An 18,312-nucleotide genomic window follows, 5' to 3' on the forward strand; every position below is an offset into this window, starting at 1 on the left:
GCGCGGTGAAGACTCGACACCTCCACCACACCGGAGGTCTTCGCCATGATCAATACCCACGACCGTTAACAACGCTCGTGATCAATACACCTAGGTGTTCTGTCCGGGGCCGGGTCAGTCCCGGTCGACGTACTCGCGCAGATGCTGCGCCGTGAGCGTGTCCGCCTCCGCGACCAGGGCGGCCGGGGTGCCGGTGAACACCACCCGGCCGCCGTCGTGGCCGCCGCCGGGACCGAGGTCGATCAGCCAGTCGGCGTGTGCCATGACCGCCTGGTGGTGCTCGATGACGACCACCGAGTTGCCGTCGTCGACCAGCCGGTCGAGCAGCGCGAGCAGCTTGTCGACGTCGGCCATGTGCAGCCCGGTGGTCGGCTCGTCGAGGATGTACGTCGCCGCCTTCTCGGCCATGTGGATGGCCAGCTTCAGCCGCTGCCGCTCGCCGCCGGAGAGGGTGTTGAGCGGCTGGCCGAGGCGCAGGTAGCCCAGGCCCACGTCGGCGAGCCGGCCGAGGATGGCGTGCGCCTGGCCGGCGGGGAAGAAGCCGTGCGCCTCGGCGACGGACATCTCCAGCACCTGGCTGATGTTCTTGCCGCGCAGCGTGTACGTGAGCACCTCGGCCGTGTAGCGCTTGCCCTCGCACTCCTCGCACACGGACGCGACGCCGGCCATCATCGCGAGGTCGGTGTAGATCAGCCCGATGCCCTTGCACTTGGGGCAGGCGCCCGCGGAGTTGGCCGAGAAGAGCGCGGCCTTGACGCCGTTGGCCTTCGCGAAGGCGGTGCGCATCGGGCCGAGCAGCCCCGTGTACGTCGCGGGGTTGGACCGCCGCGAGCCGCGGATCGGCGACTGGTCGGCGACCACGACGCCCTCCCGGCCGGCGAGGTAGCCGTGCACGAGCGAGGACTTGCCGGAGCCGGCGACGCCGGTGACCACGGTGAGCACCCCGAGCGGCACCTCGACGCCGACGTCGCGGAGGTTGTGCAGGTCGGCGCCCTCGACGGCGAGGTGCCCGCGCGGCTGCCTGGGCCGCTCCCGCAGCCGTACCCGGTGCTCCAGATAACGGCCGGTCAGCGTGCCGGAGGCACGCAGCCCCGGCACGTCGCCGCTGAAGGTGACGTGCCCGCCGTCGCTGCCCGCGCCGGGGCCGAGGTCGACGACGTGGTCGGCGATCGCGACGACCTCCGGCTTGTGCTCCACGACGAGCACGGTGTTGCCCTTGTCGCGCAGTTGCAGCAGCAGGTCGTTCATCCGCCGGATGTCGTGCGGGTGCAACCCGATGGTGGGCTCGTCGAAGACGTACGTGACGTCGGTGAGGCTGGAGCCGAGGTGGCGGACCATCTTCACGCGCTGCGCCTCGCCGCCGGAGAGGGTCGCGGAGGGGCGGTCGAGGCTGAGGTACCCGAGGCCGATCTCGACCAGCGAGTCCAGCACCCCGCGCAGGTTGTCCAGCAGCGGCCCCACCGACTCGTCCTCGATCGCGCGGACGAACTTGGCGAGGTCGGTGATCTGCAGGGCGGCGCATTCCGCGATGTTCCGGCCCCGGATCTTCGAGGAGAGCGCGGCGGCGGAGAGCCGGGTGCCGCCGCAGTCGGGGCACTCGGCGAAGACGACCGCGCGGTCGACGAAGGCGCGGATGGGGCCCTGCAGCGCCTCGCGCTCCTTCACCAGCCACATCCGGGTGATCCTCGGGATGATGCCCTCGTATGTCATGTTGTGGCTGCCGACCCTGACCTTCACGGTCTCCTTGTGGAGGAGGTCGTGCCACTCCTGGTCGGTGAAGTCCGCGAGCTTCTTGTCCGGGTCGTAGAAGCCGCAGGAGACGAGGACTTCCCAGTACCAGTTGCCGACGGCGAAGTTGGGAATGGTGACGGCGCCCTCGTTGATCGAGCGCCGGCGGTCGACGAGTTGGCCGACGTCTATCTGCGAGACCTCCCCCAGGCCCTCGCAGCGCGGGCACATGCCCTCGGGGATGTTGAAGCTGAACGCGCCGGAGGTGCCCACGTGCGGCTCGCCGAGCCGGCTGAAGAGGATGCGCAGCATCGCGTACGCGTCGGTGGCCGTGCCCACCGTGGAGCGGGAGTTGGCGCCCATCCGCTCCTGGTCGATGACGATGGCGGCGGAGAGGTTGTGCAGCCCGTCGGCGTCGGGCCGGGGCAGGTTCGGCATGTAGGTCTGGACGAAGGCGCTGTACGTCTCGTTGATCAGCCGCTGCGACTCCGCGGCGATGGTGCCGAAGACGAGCGAGGACTTGCCGGAGCCGGAGACGCCGGTGAAGACCGAGAGCCGCCGCTTGGGGATGTCGAGCGAGATGCCGGCCAGGTTGTTCGCCCGGGCGCCGCGCACCTTGATCACGTCGTGGGTGTCGGCGAGGCTCGCCGCGCCGGCCGCGGGCCCCGGGCCCGGCGGGTCGTTCTCTGCTGCTTGCGCTGAACACATGAGCGCAATTCTAATCAAATTTGACTAGCGACCGCTTCCGGGTTTTCTCCGGGCAGGGCATCCGCCAGCGTCGGCACCGGGCCGAGCGCGTCGAGCAGGCCGCAGCACCGCAGGACCCGGTGCGCGGCGGCGCCCTCGGGGCAGACCAGCCGCAGCTCGCCGCCGCGGTCGCCGGTGCGCCTGCGGGCGCGTACCAGCAGCCGCAGTCCCGAGCAGTCGAGGAACTCCGTCCGGCGCAGGTCGATGACCACGCGCGGCGCGGGCGCGCCGGTGATCACGTCGAGATACGGCTCGACATCGAGCTGGGCGGCGAGGTCGATCTCGCCGGTCAGCTCCAGCACCGTGAATCCGTGCAGCCGGTAGCTCCGCGCGAAGCGCGACTCCACCCGGTCGGCGTGGTCGTCGCCGCCGGTACGCCACGAAGCTCCGGTCACGTCGTCTGTGTACACCACGTGCTCCCCCCACGGGGCCCGTTCTGCCCAGCCGGGGGCAGGCAGCCGAGGTCATAGTCACCGGGGTCCTGGGTGGACCGCCAACCGTAGTGCGGCATGTCGGGACAGGGGCGAGGTTGGCGGAAACGAGCCGGTCAAGTTTCCCTCGACCGGGCGATTAATCCACAAACAGCTTGACCGATCCTCACACGATATGGCAATGGGCGATACGGCATCGGGCACGCCGGCGCGTAAGTCCACGCCGCGCCGCGCTTCCGTCCATGGCCGCCGCCGCCAACGGGCTGGTACGCCTGGGCAGTTGCCGTCGTCCGAGGGAGCCGCCATGCCGCAGGAGACCCCAGCGCCAGCACCGCGCAGCCCGTCCGTACGCACGACGCCGCACCCCGGGCCGTACGCCCGCCGCCGGAACCGGCGTCCCCGCAGCCGGGCGCCGTGGCTCGCCGCGGCCGCCGGGATGCTGCTGTCCCTCGCCCCCGGCGTGCCCGTGAGCCAGGCCGCCGAGCCCAACCCCGCGCCCGTCACGGTCCCTTCGGTGCGCTCGTGGGAGGGCGGCACGGGCACGTGGGAGCTGACCCGGGACAGCCGGATCGTGCTGGACCGCGGTGACGCCGGGCGACTGGCGCCCACCGCGGCGATACTCGCCCGCGAACTGGACCTCCAGGAGGGGCTGCGCCCGCGGATCGCCACCGGCCGCCCCGGCCGCGGCGACATCGGCCTGGCCCTCGGCGGCGGCGCCCCCTCCCCCGAGGGCTACGAGCTGGACCTCGCCGACTCCGCCCGGATCACCGCCCCGGACCGCCGCGGCGTGCTCTACGGCACCCGCACCCTGCTCCAGGCGCTGCGCACCGGCACCGCGGAGCACGAGGTCGCCCGCGGTACCGTCCGCGATCACCCCACCCACGGCGAGCGCGGCACGATGCTCGACGCGGGCCGCCGGTACTACTCCGTGGACTACCTCAAGCAGCAGATCCGCCAGCTCGCCTGGTACAAGCTCAACACCTTCCACCTGCACCTGACGGACTGGAACGGCTACCGCATCGAGAGCGACGAGTTCCCGGAGATCGTCGCGGAACAGCACTACACCAAGCGCGAGTTGCGCGACCTGGAGGACTACGCGGCACGCTACGGCGTGACCCTCGTACCGGAGATCGACCTGCCCGGGCACGCCGTCTCCATCGGCGACGCCCGCCCCGACCTGGCGTTCGCCTGCGAGTCGATGTCCCGGCCCAGCAACGGCTGGGAGGGCTCGGACCGCGGCCACTGGACCCTCGACTACACCAAGCCGGAGACGCGGCGCTTCGCCCGCGAACTGGTCGCCGAGGTCGCGGACGTCTTCGACAGCCCGTACCTCCACATCGGCACCGACGAGATCCCGCTGCGCCCGGCGCAGGAGGCGTGCCCGGAACTCGTCGCGTACCAGAAGAAGCAGGGCTACCCCTACCCCGGCGACGTGCTGGTGGAGTTCATCGACGACCTGGCCGGGGCCGTCCGCGCCGAGGGCAAGGCGGCGCAGGTCTGGCAGTGGTGGGACTTCCAGCAGCCCACGAGCATCGACCCGGACAAGCGCACCGGGGTCACCGAATGGCTCTCGCCCCCCGGCGGCCGCGCCGCCGAGGGCTACCCGACGGTGGGGATGGAGGAGAGCAAGCTGTACATGAGCGCCGGATTCGGTGCCACGCCCGGCGACTACGCCTTCTTCGACGTGCGCGACGTGTACCGCGACTACCCGTTCGAGTCCGCGCCCAACATCCTCGGCTACCGGATGGCCCGCTGGTCCGACCGCACCTACGACTACTCCGTCGGCTGGGTCGACTACTTCGCCCGCCGCCCGCTCGCCGTCGTCGCCGACCGCACCTGGGCCACCCCGGCCGGCTCCCCCGTGCAGCCGTTCCTCGACGCCTACGACCGCGTCGGCGACGCGCTGCCGGTCACGGTCTCCGACCCGGCGGACCCCGAGTCGCAGATCGGCGCCAACCCCGGTCTGTACGGGCAGGAGGGCTGGACGGCGACGGCCACCAGCGAGGAGAGCACCGGCGAGCCGGGTGGTGCGGCGCGCGCCGTCGACAACGACCCGTACACCCACTGGCACAGCGACTACGGCGCCCGGCTGCCGCAGCAGTTGTCCGTCGACACGGGCGCCCAGCGGCGGCTGGCCGGGGTGCGCTACATGCCGCGGCAGGACGGCGGCATCAACGGCCGCGTCGAGGACTACGAGGTGCTGGTCTCCGCCGACGGCGAGCACTGGCGGAAGGTCGCCGCGGGCAGCTTCCCCGAGGACCGCACGGAGTTCACCGTGCCCTTCCGGGAGGTGAAGGCGAGGCACATCGCGCTGAAGGTGCTCAGTGAGCACGGTGCGTCGGACACCTTCGCCTCGGTGGCGGAACTGGACGCCGTACGCGCCCGGTGAGCCCCGCGGGGCACGGCCAGGTGAACGCCGGGCGACACCGGGGCGCACCCCCGGTGACGTACTGACATACCTGAAATACCCGGACAACCCTCACCCACGGCGGGCGGTCTGACCCCGTGTCAGACCGCACCGCTGGAAGGGAATTCACGGATGAGGACACGGGTACGCACCGCCATGGCGATCGCCGCGGCGCTCGCCGCGGGCGCCGCGCTCGCCGCCCCCGCGACGGCCGCGGGCCGCGCGCACGAACCCCGCTGGGAGATATCGCAGGCCGGCAGCCTGCCGGACGGGGCCTGGCTGCACTCGGTGACGTCCGCGGGCGGCAGCGCCTGGGCCGTCGGCGCCGACGGCCTCTACGAGGGCATGCCGGAAGGCGTCGTGCTGCGCTGGGACGGCCGGCGCTGGCGGGAGACCGAGGACCCCGCCCTGCCGCCGGTCTACTACTGGAACAGCGTGGACGCCTCCTCGCCGCGCGACGTGTGGGCGTACGGCTGGAACTACGACGACGAGTACGTCGTCCGCCACGACGGCCGCAAGTGGCGCCAGGTGCCCCTGCCGGAGCTGCCCGGCGGCGAGCACCACGGCTCCGCGGAGATCGCCGCCGAGCGCGGCCGCGTGTGGGTGGCGGGCTGGGAGTGGCTGAGCACCTACGCGCACGGCTCCTGGACGTCGGAGAAGCTGCCGGACGGGCTGGACGTGACCGACGTCGACGCGCGCTCCTCCCGGAGCGCCTGGGCCGTCGGCGGCTTCGCCCACGTCGGCCAGGAGAGCCGCCCGGTGGTGCTGCGCTGGCGGAACGGCCGGTGGACCGAGGCCGAGGCCCCCGCCGACCCGGACCTGCGGCTGACCGACGTCCACGTGGAGTCCGACCGCAGCGTCTGGGCGACCGGCCGCGTCCCCGCGGCCGACGGCCAGGGCTTCGCCGAGCCCCGGGTCCTGCACTGGAACGGCCGCGGGTGGCGGGACGTCACCGGTCCGGTGAGCGGGCTCTTCGCCGAGGCCCTCACCGGCGACGGCCGCGGCGGCATCTGGGTGTCGGGCGACCCGTACGGGTGGGAGGGCCCGCCGGTGCTCTGGCACTACGACGGCCGGCGCTGGACCCGCCACGAGGGCGCCACGGTGGCGGCAGGCGAGACGCAGTCCTACGAGGTCGCCGCCCTCGCCCCGGGCGGGCGGCACGGCGGTCCCTGGGCCGTGGGGAGCTACGAGCGGGTCGAGGGCACGACGTCCCACCAGTCCGAGCTGATCGAGCGGTTCGGCCGCCGCTGAGGCGTTAATTCGGTTGCCGCGCCCGGCCGGCCGCTGCTCCACTGGCCGGGCACGGCAGACCCATGTCCCAGGACCGAGAGGAAACGCGCATGCGCGCAGCGTTCATGTCCACCCAGCAGGCCATCGCCACCTACGCAAGGGACATGACGCTCCGTGCACACGCTGAACCTGGGAATCCTGGCCCATGTCGACGCCGGTAAGACCAGCCTGACCGAGCGGCTGCTGTACGCGGCCGGGGTCGTCGAGGAGGTCGGGAGCGTCGACGACGGCAGCACCCGCACCGACTCGCTCGCGCTGGAGCGGCAGCGCGGCATCACCATCAAGTCCGCCGTCGTCTCCTTCGCGCTCGACGGCATCACCGTCAACCTCATCGACACGCCCGGCCACCCGGACTTCATCGCCGAGGTGGAGCGGGTGCTGCACGTGCTCGACGGCGCGGTGCTCGTGGTCTCCGCGGTGGAGGGCGTGCAGGCGCAGACGCGCGTGCTGATGCGCACGCTGCGGCGGCTCTCGATCCCCACGCTCGTCTTCGTCAACAAGACCGACCGGCGCGGCGCGCGCGACGACGCCCTGGTGCGCGACATCGCCGCGAAGCTCACCCCCGGCGCCGTCGCCATGGGCGCCGTCCGCGGACTCGGCACCCGCGCCGCCGCGTTCACCCCGTACGGCCCCGGCCACCCCGGCGACCAGGCCGGCGCGGCCTTCGCCGGCCGGCTCGCCGACGTCCTCTCCGGCCACGACGACGCGCTGCTCGCGGACTACGTCGCGGACGAGGCGGCGGTGACGTACCGCAGGCTGCGCAAGAGCCTCGCCGAGCAGACCGCGGCCGCGCTCGTCCACCCGGTGTACTTCGGCTCCGCCGCCACCGGCGCGGGCGTCGCGGAACTGACCGCGGGCATCAAGGAGCTGCTGCCGGCGTCCGCCGGGGACCCGGAAGGCCCCGCCGCGGGCACGGTCTTCAAGGTCGAGCGCGCTCCGGGCGGCGGGAAGGTCGCGTACGTGCGGATGCTCGCCGGCACGCTGAGCACCCGCCAGGAGCTGGCGTACGGCGACGGCGACCGCGCCCCCGTGACGGAGAAGGTCACCGGGGTCGAGGTCTTCGAGCAGGGCGCCGCCGTGCCCGCGGCCGGGGTGGCTGCGGGCCGCATCGGGCTGGTGCGGGGCCTGGCCGGGGTGCGCATCGGCGACGCGGTGGGCGCGGCCGTGGGCCGGGCGGCGGACGCGCGGGGCCACCACTTCGCGCCGCCGACGCTGGAGACGGTGGTGGTGCCGGACCGGGCCGCCGACCGGGGCGCGCTGCACGCGGCGCTCTTCCAACTGGCCGAGCAGGACCCGCTGATCGCGCTGCGCCAGGGGGCCGGGCCGGGCGGTCTGCAGGAGCTGTACGTCTCCCTCTACGGCGAGGTGCAGAAGGAGGTCATCGGGGCCACGCTCGCCGAGGAGTACGGGCTGCCGGTCTCCTTCCGCGAATCGTCCGTCATCCACGTCGAGCGGCTGGCGGGCAGCGGCTCGGCGTACGAGAAGGGCGACACCGGCACCAACCCCTTCCTGGCCACGGTCGGACTGTGTGTGAAGCCGGCGCCGCCCGGCACGGGCGTCCGCTTCGACCTGGCGGTGGAGCTGGGCTCGATGCCGTACGCGTTCTTCAAGGCCGTCGAGGACACGGTCCGCGCGACGCTGCACCAGGGCCTGTCCGGCTGGGAGATCCCCGACGCGCGGGTGACGATGACGCACTCCGGCTACTGGCCCCGGCAGAGCCACGCCCACCAGGGCTTCAGCAAGGCCATGTCGAGCACCGGGGCCGACTTCCGCGGCGTCACGCCGCTGGTGCTGGCGGACGCGCTGAAGCGCGCGGGTACGCGGGTGCACGAGCCCGTGCAGCGGTTCCGGCTGGAGGCGCCGGAGGACGCGGTGCCCGCGCTGTGGCCGGTGTTCGCGGCGCTGGCCGCCGTGGTCGACGGGCAGGAGGTGCGCGGCCAGGTCGCGGTGCTGGAGGGCGAGGTGCCGGCGGCGCGGGTGCACGGTCTCGAACGGCGGCTGCCGGGGCTGACCCGGGGCGAGGGCGTGCTGGAGACGGCGTTCGGCCGCTACCGGGCGGTGCGCGGTCCGGCCCCGTACCGGCCGCGCACCGACCACAACCCGCTGGACCGCAAGGAGTATCTGCTGCACGTCCAGCGGCGGGTGTGAGAGGCGGTACGGGTACGGGGTGGTGGCAACCCGTACCCGTACCGCGGCTTCGTGGCCCCGCAGGAACGGGGCTTCAGCGCACGAGCGCGGCGAGCGGTTCGCGGGCCAGGACGCGCACCGCCTCCTCGGCGAGCCGGCGGACGTCGCCGCGCGGCTTCTCGGGGTAGCGGTCGCGGCGGCGCGCCCAGGCGTCCTCGTACGCGAACCAGTCGACGGCGGCGGGCTCCTCGCCGGTCGCCAGCGCGGTGTCGAGCGTGGCGAAGTAGGTCTTCCAGCGGCTGTGGTAGAAGTCGCCGAGCAGGCCCTGCCACTCGCGGTTCGCGTAGTCGTGCAGCCCGGCCTCGCTGCCGGCGCGCGGGCCCCAGGTGGTGATCAGCGAGCGCGCGTCGTACTCCAGTCGGTCGCGCTCGGCGCGGTCGGCGCCCCAGGCGCGGGCCTCGGCGAGATGCCGACCCAGCAGGTGCTGCGCGTCGGTGCCCACCACCCGGTCGAGCAGCCGGATCAGCTCCAGCCAGGCGGCGGTCAGCTCGCGCAGCCCGCCGCGGTCGCCGGCCTCGTACGCCTCCTTGATCCGCGCCAGCAGCGGGCGGCTGCGGTTGGCGACCGCCTGTCTGGCGACGTCCATGAGGTCGTAGCGGTACGCGGCGGAGCGGCGCAGTCCGGGGGCGACGGCGAGGAGTTCGGTGAGCGCGCGGTCGAAGGCCGCGATGTCGTAGCGGTCGGCCTGCGGGCTCCAGGCGGCGGCGCTGCGGACGGTGAGGCCGGGGCGGGCGCAGAAGAGGCTGTCGGCGCCCTCGCTCCAGGAGTCGGCGCGCGTGGTGCCGTACGCGGTCTCGCGCAGCACCTGCCAGGCGGCGGCCGCGTGCGGGTCCGCGGCGCCGTAGCGGGCGGTGGCGTACTCGCGGAACCAGGCGTCGAGGTCGATCCGGCCGGGGGTCCAGGCGAGTTCGGTGAGCAGGGACATCGCGGCGGGGTTGTTGTCGGCGCCCTCCGGCATCATCGCGATGCCGGCCAGCGCGCTGCCCGGCTTGTCGCGCCAGGCGGGGTAGAGCCCGGCCCAGTCGGGGGTGTTGGCGCCGAGGGGGGTGTGGCCGCCGAAGTTCCAGATGGCGCCGAAGGCATAGGGGGTGCCGAGCCAGTCGGCCTCGCGGTCGGTGACGGTGGGGAACCGGTCGGAGAGGCCGTCGAGGATGAGCATGCGGTCGCGGTCGACGGCGTCGAGGATCTCCCGGCGCGGGTTGTGCTGCCAGCCGAGTATGGCCCAGAGGGCGTCGGGGTGGGCGCGCCGGAGCGCGGCCTCCACGGCGCGGGCGGCGTCGCCGACGGGGACGTCGCCGGGGTCGCCGCCCTCGTGCAGCAGGTCCATCTTGTACAGGCCCGCGGGGCCGAGGAGATCGCGCTGGTGGCCGTAGAAGGCGGCGGCGACCTCGGCGAAGCGCGGGTCGCGCGGGTCGAGCCAGCCGGGGCGGTCGAAGCCGACCCAGCCGCCCTGCGGGACGACGTGGGCGCCGGGGTTCTTCTCCGCGAAGCCGTCGGGGACGGTGCCGAAGTAGCCGGGGAGCACGGGCGTCATGCCCAGCTCGCGGACGCGCGCGGTGATGCGGGCGCCCAGTTCCGCGCGCAGGCGCAGCAGCCGGGCGGAGACGGGGCCGCCGAAGTACGCCATGTTCTGCAGCAGCCACCAGGGCTGGTGCGCGGGGGCGGGGATCCAGGCGCGCAGCTCTTCGTCGGAGTAGCCGAAGGCACGGAAGGTCTCGTAGTAGACGGCGTCGGTGCCCACGCAGACCAGCACCTCGTTGACGCCGTGGAGCGCGAGCACGTCGAGGGCGCGCTCCCAGGCGGCGAAGTCGCGGTAGGCGCCGGTGTAGCCCTCGTTGGTGTCGTTGTACGCGAAGCGGTGCGGCACGTGTGCCTCGCCGGTGAGCGGGGCGCCGGGGGCGGGCAGTTGCGCGGGCAGGTCGAGCTGGTCGCCGTTCCAGGAGATGTGCGCGCGGGCGGTGCGCTTGAGGTACGCGCCGGCGCCGGTGAGCAGCGCGCCGGTGCCGGTGGCGGCCACCGCGATCCGACCGGGGGCACCGGTGACGCGGTAGCGGTCGGGGCCGTCGGCGGGGAGCAGGGAGAGCTCGAACTGCCGGTGGTGGCGGGGCAGCAGCCGGGCGAGCGCCCGGCGGGCGCCCGCGGCGCCGTCCCCGCCTCCGTCGCCCTCGCCGTACGCGCCGGCTCCGCCGCCGCGCGCCGCCGCGGGCGCCGCGAGGCCGAGGGCCGGCAGCAGCACGGCGCCGCCGGCGATCGACGTCCCTGCCAGGAAGTGCCTGCGGTTCACGCTCATCGGTTCCCTCCGGGGAAGTCGGTGCTCGGGCCTCAGTGCTGGTGCGCGGGGCGGCGCTGGCCGGCCGCGAAGTACGCGGCGAGCGCGGGGTCCGGCGGCGGTACGTCGTACGCGGTGCCGCCGGTGCGCAGCGACCGGGTCGCGAGCACGCCCGCGGCGACGCTCATCCGGGCGGCCAGCGGTGAGGTGTCGGTGGCGTCGCCGAGCCGGACGAAGCGGCAGAACTCGGCGACGACCCGGTCGTCGGCCCGGCCGTGCGCGCCCTCGCCTGCGGGCACGCGGTGGATGGCGTCCGCGCCGGGGCGGTAGCCGGAGGGGCCGGTGTGCCAGACGCGGACCTCGTCGCCCGGGCGGTCGCCGAAGTTCTCCAGCCGGCCCTCGGTGCCGATGACGGTGTAGCTGCGCCAGTAGTCGGGGCTGAAGTGGCACTGCTGGTAGGCGGCGATGACGCCGTTGTCGAGGCGCATGTTCATCACGGAGACGTCCTCGACGTCCACCACGGGGTTCAGGTCGCGGCGCGCGGCCGGCGGCCAGGTGTCGTCGCGGTGCCGGCCGGCGGGGCGCGGGGTGCCGGGCGGCCGGCGGGGCAGGTCCCCGTAGAGCATGAGGGCCCCGAGGGCGTGCACGCGGCTGGTGTAGCCGCCGGCGAGCCAGTGCACGACGTCGATGTCGTGGGCCGCCTTCTGCACCAGCAGCCCGGTGGTGCGGCGGCGGTCGGCGTGCCAGTCCCTGAAGTAGTAGTCACCGCCGTACGCGACGAAGTGCCGCACCCACACGGTGCGCGGCACGCCGATGTCGCCGCGCGCGATGATGTCGCGCATCAGCCGGACGACGCCCGTGTGCCGCATGGTGTCCCCGACGTACAGCGGCGTGCCCGTCTCGTACGCGGTGCGCAGGATCGCGTCGCACTGCTCGACGGTGATGCCGAGGGGCTTCTCGACGAAGACCGGCTTGCCCGCTTCGAGCGCGGCGCGGGCGACGGTGGCGTGGGTGTCGTCGGGGGTGGTGACGACGATCGCGTCCACGCCGTCGGCGTCGGCGGCGTCGAGCAGCCCGCGGTGGTCGGCGTACGCGACGGCGCCGGGGAAGCGCGCGGCGACGCCCGTGCGCACCACCGGGTCGGTGTCGGCGACCGCGGCCACGACGGAGCCCACCCCCGGCCGGTGGGCGGCGTCGGCGAGGTTGCCGCGCAGCCCGAGGCCGACGACGCCCAGCCGCAGGTCCGTCACGATGCTCCCGCGCCCGCTCATGCCCGCACCACGGACATCCCCTGTTCCTCGAACCGGCGCGCCCTGTCCGCCGCCCGGTCGTCGGTGACGAGCACGTCGATGTCCGCCGGCGGGCAGATCCGGGCGAAGGTGCGCACCCCGAGCTTGGTGGAGTCGGCGACCACGACGAGCTTCCCGGCCTGCGCGGCGAGCAGCGCGTTGATGCTCGCCTCGTGCTCGTCGCGGGCGCTGGCGCCGTGCTCGGCGTCGACGGCGTCGGCGCCGACGAAGGCGATGTCGAGGCGGATCTCGCGCAGGATGTGCCCGGCGAGCGGGCCGACCAGTTCGTACGAGGACGGCATGGCGACGCCGCCGGAGACGACGACCTTCACGCTGCGCCGCACGGCCAGCTCGGCGGCGATGTTGAGCGCGTTGGTGACGACGGTGACGGCGGGCCGGTCGTCGCCGCGGGCGGCATCCGGCAGCCCGCCCTCGCCGTCGCCCCAGTCGGCGCGGGCGGCGAGCGCGCGGGCCACCGCGGCGGTGGTGGTGCCGCCGTTGAGGCCGACGACCATGCCGCGCCCGACCATGGCGGCCGCGGCCCGGCCGATGCGCTCCTTCTCCGCGGCGTCCCGCCCGGCGCGGTGGCGCAGCGGCAGGTCGTACGCGACGTCGTTCTGCACCGCGCCGCCGCGGGTGCGGACCAGCAACTGCTGCTCGGCCAACTGGTCCAGGTCGCGCCTGATGGTCGCCGCCGACACGGCCACCTCGACCGCCACGGCCTCCACGTCGAGCCGGCCGCGCTCGGCCAGCAGCCGCAGCAGCGCACCGTGCCGTTCGTGCTGGTTCAACCCGAATCCTCCCACCGATGATGCTTGAAGATGCTTGGAATTCTGCCTTAGCATGCATGATTGAACAATGGTTCTCACACAGGGCGGGCGATGAAGATGACGTACGTAGCCGCTGAGCTGGCCGATCAGCCCGCGTGCTGGCGCCGGGCGACGGAGCTGGCGGAGGTGCACGGGCCGCTGCTGCCGCAGCCCGGCGAGCGGGTCGCCGCCGTCGGCTGCGGCACCTCCTACTTCATGGCGCAGGCCTACGCCGCGCTCCGCGAGGAGGCCGGCCACGGCGAGACGGACGCCTTCCCCGCCTCGGGCTTCCCGGCCGGCCGGCGCTACGACCGGGTGCTGGCGCTGACCCGCTCCGGCACCACCACGGAGGTGCTGCGGCTGCTGGGCACGCTGGACGGCTCGGTGCGTACCACGGCGATCGTCGCCGACGGCGCCACGCCGGTGGCCGAGGCCGCGGACGACACGGTGGTGCTGGACTTCGCCGACGAGCGCTCCGTGGTGCAGACCCGCTTCGCCACCACCGCGCTGACCCTGCTCCGCACCCACCTCGGGGTGCAGCCGGCCACGGCGGTGGAGGACGCGGAGCTGGCGCTCGTCGAGCCGCTGCCGCAGGGGCTGCTGGCCGCCCGGCAGTTCACCTTCCTCGGCGCCGGCTGGACCGTGGGCCTGGCGAACGAGGCGGCGCTGAAGATGCGCGAGGCCGCGCTGGCGTGGACGGAGTCGTACCCGGCGATGGAGTACCGGCACGGCCCCATCAGCATCACCACCTCGGGCACCGCGACCTGGATGATCGGCGACGCGCCCGCGGGTCTGGAGGAAGAGGTGCACGCCACCGGCGCGCTCTGGGTCACCGGCGGGCTCGACCCGCTCGCCGAGCTGGTCCGGGCGCAGCGGCTGGCGGTGGCGCTGGCCGGCGCCCGCGGCCTGGACCCGGACGAGCCGCGCCACCTGACCCGCTCGGTGATCCTCAGCCCGGCGGGCTGAGGACCACCGGGGACGGGTGGGTCAGAACGGGCCCTGGAGGGCGCCGAGCCGGTCGGTCAGCCGCAGGTTCTCGGTGTAGTCGACGGGGCAGGAGATGACGTCCACGCCGTCGTGGGCGAGGGCGTCGCGCAGCGTGGGCAGCAGTTCGTCCGCGGACTTCACCGCGTGCCCGCGGGCGCCGAAGCTCTCCGCGTACGTCACCAGATCCGGGTTGGCGAAGCGGGTGTGGGAGTGGCGCCCCATCTCCAGCTCCATCTTCCAGGTGATCAGCCCGTACTCGTCGTCGACGAGGACGAGCACCGTCATCGGGATGTTCTCGCGGACGGCGGTCTCCAGCTCCTGGGAGTTCATCAGGAACGCGCCGTCGCCCGTCATCGCCAGCACCTGCGCGTCGGGCCGGGCGAGCTTGGCGCCGATGGCGCCGGGCACGGCGAAGCCCATGGTGGACAGGCCGTTGGAGATCAGGCAGGTGTTCGGCTCGTACGTGGGGAAGAGCCGGGCCATCCACATCTTGCCGGCGCCGGTGTCGACCAGCACCACGTCCTCGCGGCCCAGCGCCTCGCGGACGTCGGCGACGACGCGCTGCGGGGCGAGCGGGAAGGACGAGTTGCGGCGGCCGTGCGCCAGTTCCTCGGCGAGCAGGCCGCGGATGAGCCGGCCGTCGCCGTGGAAGGTGCGGCCGACCGCCTCCGCGAGACCGTCGAGTGAGGACGACGGGTCGCCGAGCACGCCGACCGCGACCGGGTAGTGGGAATCGACCTCGGCCGGGAACTGGTGCAGGTGCAGGATCTGCTTGTCGCCCTGCGGGTTGATCTTGACCGGGTCGAACTCCTGCAGCTCGTAGCCGACGCAGATGAGCACGTCGGCGTTGTCGAAGCCGAAGTTGGTGTAGTCGTGGCGCATGAAGCCGACGGCGCCCAGCGCGTTGGGGTGGTCGTCGGGGAAGACGCCCTTGCCGTTGAAGGTCGTCGCCACCGGGATGTCGAGCCGCTCGGAGAAGCGGATCAGGGCGTCCTTGGCGCCGGCCCGGGTGGCGCCGTGGCCGGCCAGCAGGATGGGGCGCGAGGCGGCCGCAAGCACCTCGGCGGCGCGCTCCAGTTGCGCCGGGGACGGGGCCTCGGGGCGCGGCCTGTTGATGGGCAGCGGGTTCAGCGGCGGGTCGGGGACGACACCCTCTATGTCCTCGGGCAGCGCGAGGAAGACCGCGCCGGGCCGCTCGCTCTGCGCGGTCTTGAACGCCTGGCGCACCATCTCCGGCACCGCGCCCGGGGCCCGTACCTGCTGGGACCAGTCGGTGACCGGGGCGAACATCGCGGGCAGGTCGATGACCTGGTGCGACTCCTTGTGCACCCGGTCGAGACCGCCCTGCGCGGCGAGCGCGACCACCGGGGTGCTGTTGGTGTGCGCGTCGGCGACGCCGAGCAGCAGGTTGATGGCCCCGGGGCCGAGGGTCGCGGAGCACACCCCCGCGCGGCCGGTGATACGGCCGTACATCTCCGCCATGAACGACGCGCCCTGCTCGTGGCGGACCAGGACGTAGTCGATGGACGGTGAGGCGTTGACGGCGTCGACGAAGCGGATGTTCTCCTCGCCCGGCACGCCGAAGACGTGCGTCACGCCCTCCGCCTCCAGGCAGCGCACCAGAAGGTGCGCCACGTCTTCGGGGGTGTCTGCAGTGCTCATGCCCCGAGCGTAACCTGCGGGCGCATGCGAAAGGCTCCGCCGGAATTCGGTCGGAGCCTCGGAATGCTATGCTGAGGAATTCTCTGCGCATATTCAGAAATCGTGAACTAGCGCCAGGGGAAAGTGCGATGCGGGCATTCTATCCGTGCGGGAGTTGAATTGTCAAACGAGGTGTCGGACGAGGTGCAGAACGAGGAAATGCGACGGGAGCAGGAATTCCTTGACCTGCTCCGGCAGCGCCTCACCGAGCTGCGCGACGGCGCGGCGGCGGGGGTGCGGGCGGCCCTGGGCCGGGACGGGGGCAACACCCTCCAGGCCAGACTGGAACGCGACGTGCTGGTGGCGGAACAGTCCGGGCTGCTGGCCGCGTTCAACGCCGGCGAGCACGGCCTGTGCTTCGGCCGGCTGAGCTTCCGCGACGGCCGCGACCACCACATCGGCCGCATCGGCATGCGCGCGGACGACGAGGAGCGCACGCCGCTCGTCGTCGACTGGCGGGCCGAGGTGGCCCGCCCCTTCTATCTCGCCACCGGCCACACCCCCATGGGCCTGCGCCGGCGGCGGCACATCTCCACCGAGGGACCCCGGGTCACGGGCCTGCACGACGAGATCCTCGACCTCACCGACACCGAGCGCACCGGTCTGGAGGGCGCCGACGCCGACGCGGTGCTCCTCGCCGCGCTCGACGCCGCCCGCACCGGCCGGATGCACGACATCGTGCAGACCATCCAGGCCGACCAGGACCGCATCATCCGCGCCCCGCACCGCGGCGTCCTCGTCGTCGAGGGCGGGCCCGGCACCGGCAAGACCGCCGTGGCCCTGCACCGCGCCGCCTATCTGCTCTACGCCCACCGCGAGCAGCTCGCCCGCCGCGCGGTGCTCATCGTCGGCCCGGGCCCGGCCTTCCTCGGCTACATCTCCGAGGTGCTGCCCGCCCTCGGCGAGACCGGCGTGCTGCTGGCCACCCCCGGCGAGCTGTTCCCCGGCGTCGACGCCACCGGCACCGACACCCCGGCCGCGGCGGCGGTCAAGGGCGGCACGGCGATGGCCGGCGCGCTCGCCGCGTACCTCGAAGACCGCCAGCGGCTGCCGGAGTCGACCGTCGTCATCCCGCACGAGGACGGCGAACTGCACCTCGACTACTGGCTGGCCAACGCGGCCCGCAAGCGCGCCCGGGACACCGAGCTGCCGCACAACGCGGCCCAGCCGCACTTCGCGTTCAACGTCATCGACGGGCTGACCCGGCAGCTCACCGACCGCCTCGGCGACGACCCGTTCGGCGAGGAGAACCTGCTGGGCCCCGACGACATCGCCCAGCTCGGCAAGGCGGTCGCCGCCAACGAGGAGGTGCACGCCGCCATCGCGGAGCTGTGGCCGCTGCTGACGCCCCAGGAGCTGGTCGCGGACTTCCTCGCCGAGCCGGTCCATCTGCCGGCGGCCGACGGGGAGTTGATCCGCCGCGCCGGCGGGCCGTGGACGCCCGCGGACGTGCCGCTGCTGGACGAGGCGGCGGAGCTGCTGGGGGACGAGGGACCGGCACAGGCGGCGGCGCGGGCGCGCGCGGAGGCGGAGCGGCAGGAGCGGATCGCGTACGCGCAGGGCGTGCTGGAGATGTCGTACGGCTCGCGCACCCAGGAGTTCGAGGACCGCGACGACGACGAGGCGGAGGTGCTGGCCGCGCACGACCTCATCGACGCCGAGCGGCTGGCCGAGCGCCAGGAGGAGGCCGACCACCGCACCGCGGCGGAGCGGGCCGCGGCGGACAGGACCTGGGCCTTCGGCCACATCATCGTCGACGAGGCGCAGGAGTTGTCGCCGATGGCGTGGCGGCTGCTGATGCGGCGCTGCCCGACCCGCTCGATGACGCTGGTCGGCGACCCGGCGCAGACGGCGGAGCCGGGCGCGTGCGGGGCGTGGGAGGCGATCCTCGGCCCGTACGTGGACAAGCGCTTCGAGCACATCACGCTGGGCGTCAACTACCGTACGCCGGCGGAGATCATGGAGGTCGCGGCCGAGGTCGCGCGGGCGGAGGATCCCGGGTACACGCCGCCGCGGTCGGTGCGCGCCACGGGCGTACGCCCCTGGGCGGAGCGCGCCGGCGAGGCGCCCGGCGCCGTGCCCGCGGCGGTCGCGGCGGCCGTGGCCCGCGAGTCGGGCGGCGCGGGGCGGCTGGCGGTGATCGCGCCGCGGGAACTGCTGCCGGCGCTGGCGGTGGCGCTGCCGGACGCGGCCTCGGGCGCGGCGCCCGACCTGACCCGGCCGGTGGTGCTGCTCGGGCCGCGGCAGGCGAAGGGGCTGGAGTTCGACACGGTGATCGTGGCGGAGCCGGCGCTCTTCGGGGGCAGCGACCTGTACGTGGCCCTGACCCGGGCGACGCAGCGCCTCGGCGTCGTGTACGCGGACGCGCTGCCCGCGGCGCTCGGCGGGCTCGCGTAGCGAGAGGAGGTCGGCGCGCCGCACCGGACCGGGAGGAGCCCGGTGCGGCGCGCCTGCCCGGCCGGTGGCC

11 protein-coding genes are annotated in these 18,312 nt (G+C 73.9%); 5 read left to right on the forward strand and 6 right to left on the reverse strand.

Annotated elements, in window-relative coordinates; all coding sequences use genetic code 11:
* Positions 1-114 precede the first annotated feature (114 nt).
* The gene (locus ACFYVJ_RS30470; protein ID WP_388898491.1) at positions 115-2,352 is read right to left on the reverse strand and encodes an ATP-binding cassette domain-containing protein; all 2,238 of its coding nucleotides are present in this window, start codon (positions 2,350-2,352) and stop codon (positions 115-117) included.
* A gap of 98 nt (positions 2,353-2,450) precedes the next feature.
* Complete coding sequence (locus tag ACFYVJ_RS30475; RefSeq protein ID WP_388898297.1) at positions 2,451-2,885, reverse strand: anti-sigma factor antagonist; 435 nt, start codon at positions 2,883-2,885, stop codon at positions 2,451-2,453.
* Positions 2,886-3,210: 325 nt separating this feature from the next.
* On the opposite strand from ACFYVJ_RS30475, the gene ACFYVJ_RS30480 reads away from it, so the two are divergent.
* From ACFYVJ_RS30480 to ACFYVJ_RS30490, 3 genes are all read left to right on the forward strand, one after another.
* Entirely contained in the window at positions 3,211-5,295 is a 2,085-nt protein-coding gene (locus ACFYVJ_RS30480; RefSeq protein WP_388898300.1) for a family 20 glycosylhydrolase, read from the forward strand.
* A gap of 150 nt (positions 5,296-5,445) precedes the next feature.
* Entirely contained in the window at positions 5,446-6,564 is a 1,119-nt protein-coding gene (locus ACFYVJ_RS30485) for a hypothetical protein (protein ID WP_388898302.1), read from the forward strand.
* A gap of 153 nt (positions 6,565-6,717) precedes the next feature.
* The gene (locus ACFYVJ_RS30490; protein ID WP_388898305.1) at positions 6,718-8,751 is read left to right on the forward strand and encodes a GTP-binding protein; all 2,034 of its coding nucleotides are present in this window, start codon (positions 6,718-6,720) and stop codon (positions 8,749-8,751) included.
* Positions 8,752-8,824: 73 nt separating this feature from the next.
* Here the strand turns inward: ACFYVJ_RS30490 and ACFYVJ_RS30495 are convergent, their stop codons facing one another.
* Genes ACFYVJ_RS30495 through ACFYVJ_RS30505 form a run of 3 tightly spaced genes read right to left on the reverse strand, consistent with a single transcriptional unit; the run spans position 8,825 to position 13,139 of the window.
* The gene (locus ACFYVJ_RS30495) at positions 8,825-11,080 is read right to left on the reverse strand and encodes an alpha-N-acetylglucosaminidase (RefSeq protein ID WP_388898308.1); all 2,256 of its coding nucleotides are present in this window, start codon (positions 11,078-11,080) and stop codon (positions 8,825-8,827) included.
* A gap of 32 nt (positions 11,081-11,112) precedes the next feature.
* The gene (locus ACFYVJ_RS30500) at positions 11,113-12,330 is read right to left on the reverse strand and encodes a Gfo/Idh/MocA family protein (RefSeq protein ID WP_388898311.1); all 1,218 of its coding nucleotides are present in this window, start codon (positions 12,328-12,330) and stop codon (positions 11,113-11,115) included.
* Positions 12,327-13,139, reverse strand: a complete 813-nt coding sequence (locus ACFYVJ_RS30505) for a DeoR/GlpR family DNA-binding transcription regulator (RefSeq protein WP_388898314.1) — start codon at positions 13,137-13,139, stop codon at positions 12,327-12,329. Before ACFYVJ_RS30505 ends, ACFYVJ_RS30500 begins: the two co-directional genes overlap by 4 nt.
* Positions 13,140-13,235: 96 nt before the next feature.
* Here ACFYVJ_RS30505 and ACFYVJ_RS30510 point away from each other — a divergent pair, with 96 nt between their 5' ends.
* Complete coding sequence (locus ACFYVJ_RS30510; RefSeq protein WP_388898493.1) at positions 13,236-14,123, forward strand: SIS domain-containing protein; 888 nt, start codon at positions 13,236-13,238, stop codon at positions 14,121-14,123.
* 21 nt (positions 14,124-14,144) lie between these two features.
* Here the strand turns inward: ACFYVJ_RS30510 and ACFYVJ_RS30515 are convergent, their stop codons facing one another.
* Positions 14,145-15,806: an acetolactate synthase large subunit gene (locus ACFYVJ_RS30515; RefSeq protein ID WP_388898317.1), complete on the reverse strand. Its 1,662-nt coding sequence runs from the start codon at positions 15,804-15,806 to the stop codon at positions 14,145-14,147.
* 198 nt (positions 15,807-16,004) lie between these two features.
* On the opposite strand from ACFYVJ_RS30515, the gene ACFYVJ_RS30520 reads away from it, so the two are divergent.
* Complete coding sequence (locus ACFYVJ_RS30520; RefSeq protein WP_388898496.1) at positions 16,005-18,242, forward strand: HelD family protein; 2,238 nt, start codon at positions 16,005-16,007, stop codon at positions 18,240-18,242.
* Positions 18,243-18,312 lie beyond the last annotated feature (70 nt).

Source organism: Streptomyces sp. NPDC004134 (assembly GCF_042874195.1).
Taxonomy (GTDB): Bacteria; Actinomycetota; Actinomycetes; order Streptomycetales; family Streptomycetaceae; genus Streptomyces.

Coding starts and splice junctions, on each gene's coding strand:
- ACFYVJ_RS30520 (WP_388898496.1), top strand. CDS start 16,005: ATGCGACGGGAGCAGGAATTCCTTGACCTGCTCCGGCAGCGCCTCACC.
- ACFYVJ_RS30515 (WP_388898317.1), bottom strand. CDS start 15,806: ATGAGCACTGCAGACACCCCCGAAGACGTGGCGCACCTTCTGGTGCGC.
- ACFYVJ_RS30500 (WP_388898311.1), bottom strand. CDS start 12,330: ATGAGCGGGCGCGGGAGCATCGTGACGGACCTGCGGCTGGGCGTCGTC.
- ACFYVJ_RS30480 (WP_388898300.1), top strand. CDS start 3,211: ATGCCGCAGGAGACCCCAGCGCCAGCACCGCGCAGCCCGTCCGTACGC.
- ACFYVJ_RS30485 (WP_388898302.1), top strand. CDS start 5,446: ATGAGGACACGGGTACGCACCGCCATGGCGATCGCCGCGGCGCTCGCC.
- ACFYVJ_RS30495 (WP_388898308.1), bottom strand. CDS start 11,080: ATGAGCGTGAACCGCAGGCACTTCCTGGCAGGGACGTCGATCGCCGGC.
- ACFYVJ_RS30510 (WP_388898493.1), top strand. CDS start 13,236: ATGACGTACGTAGCCGCTGAGCTGGCCGATCAGCCCGCGTGCTGGCGC.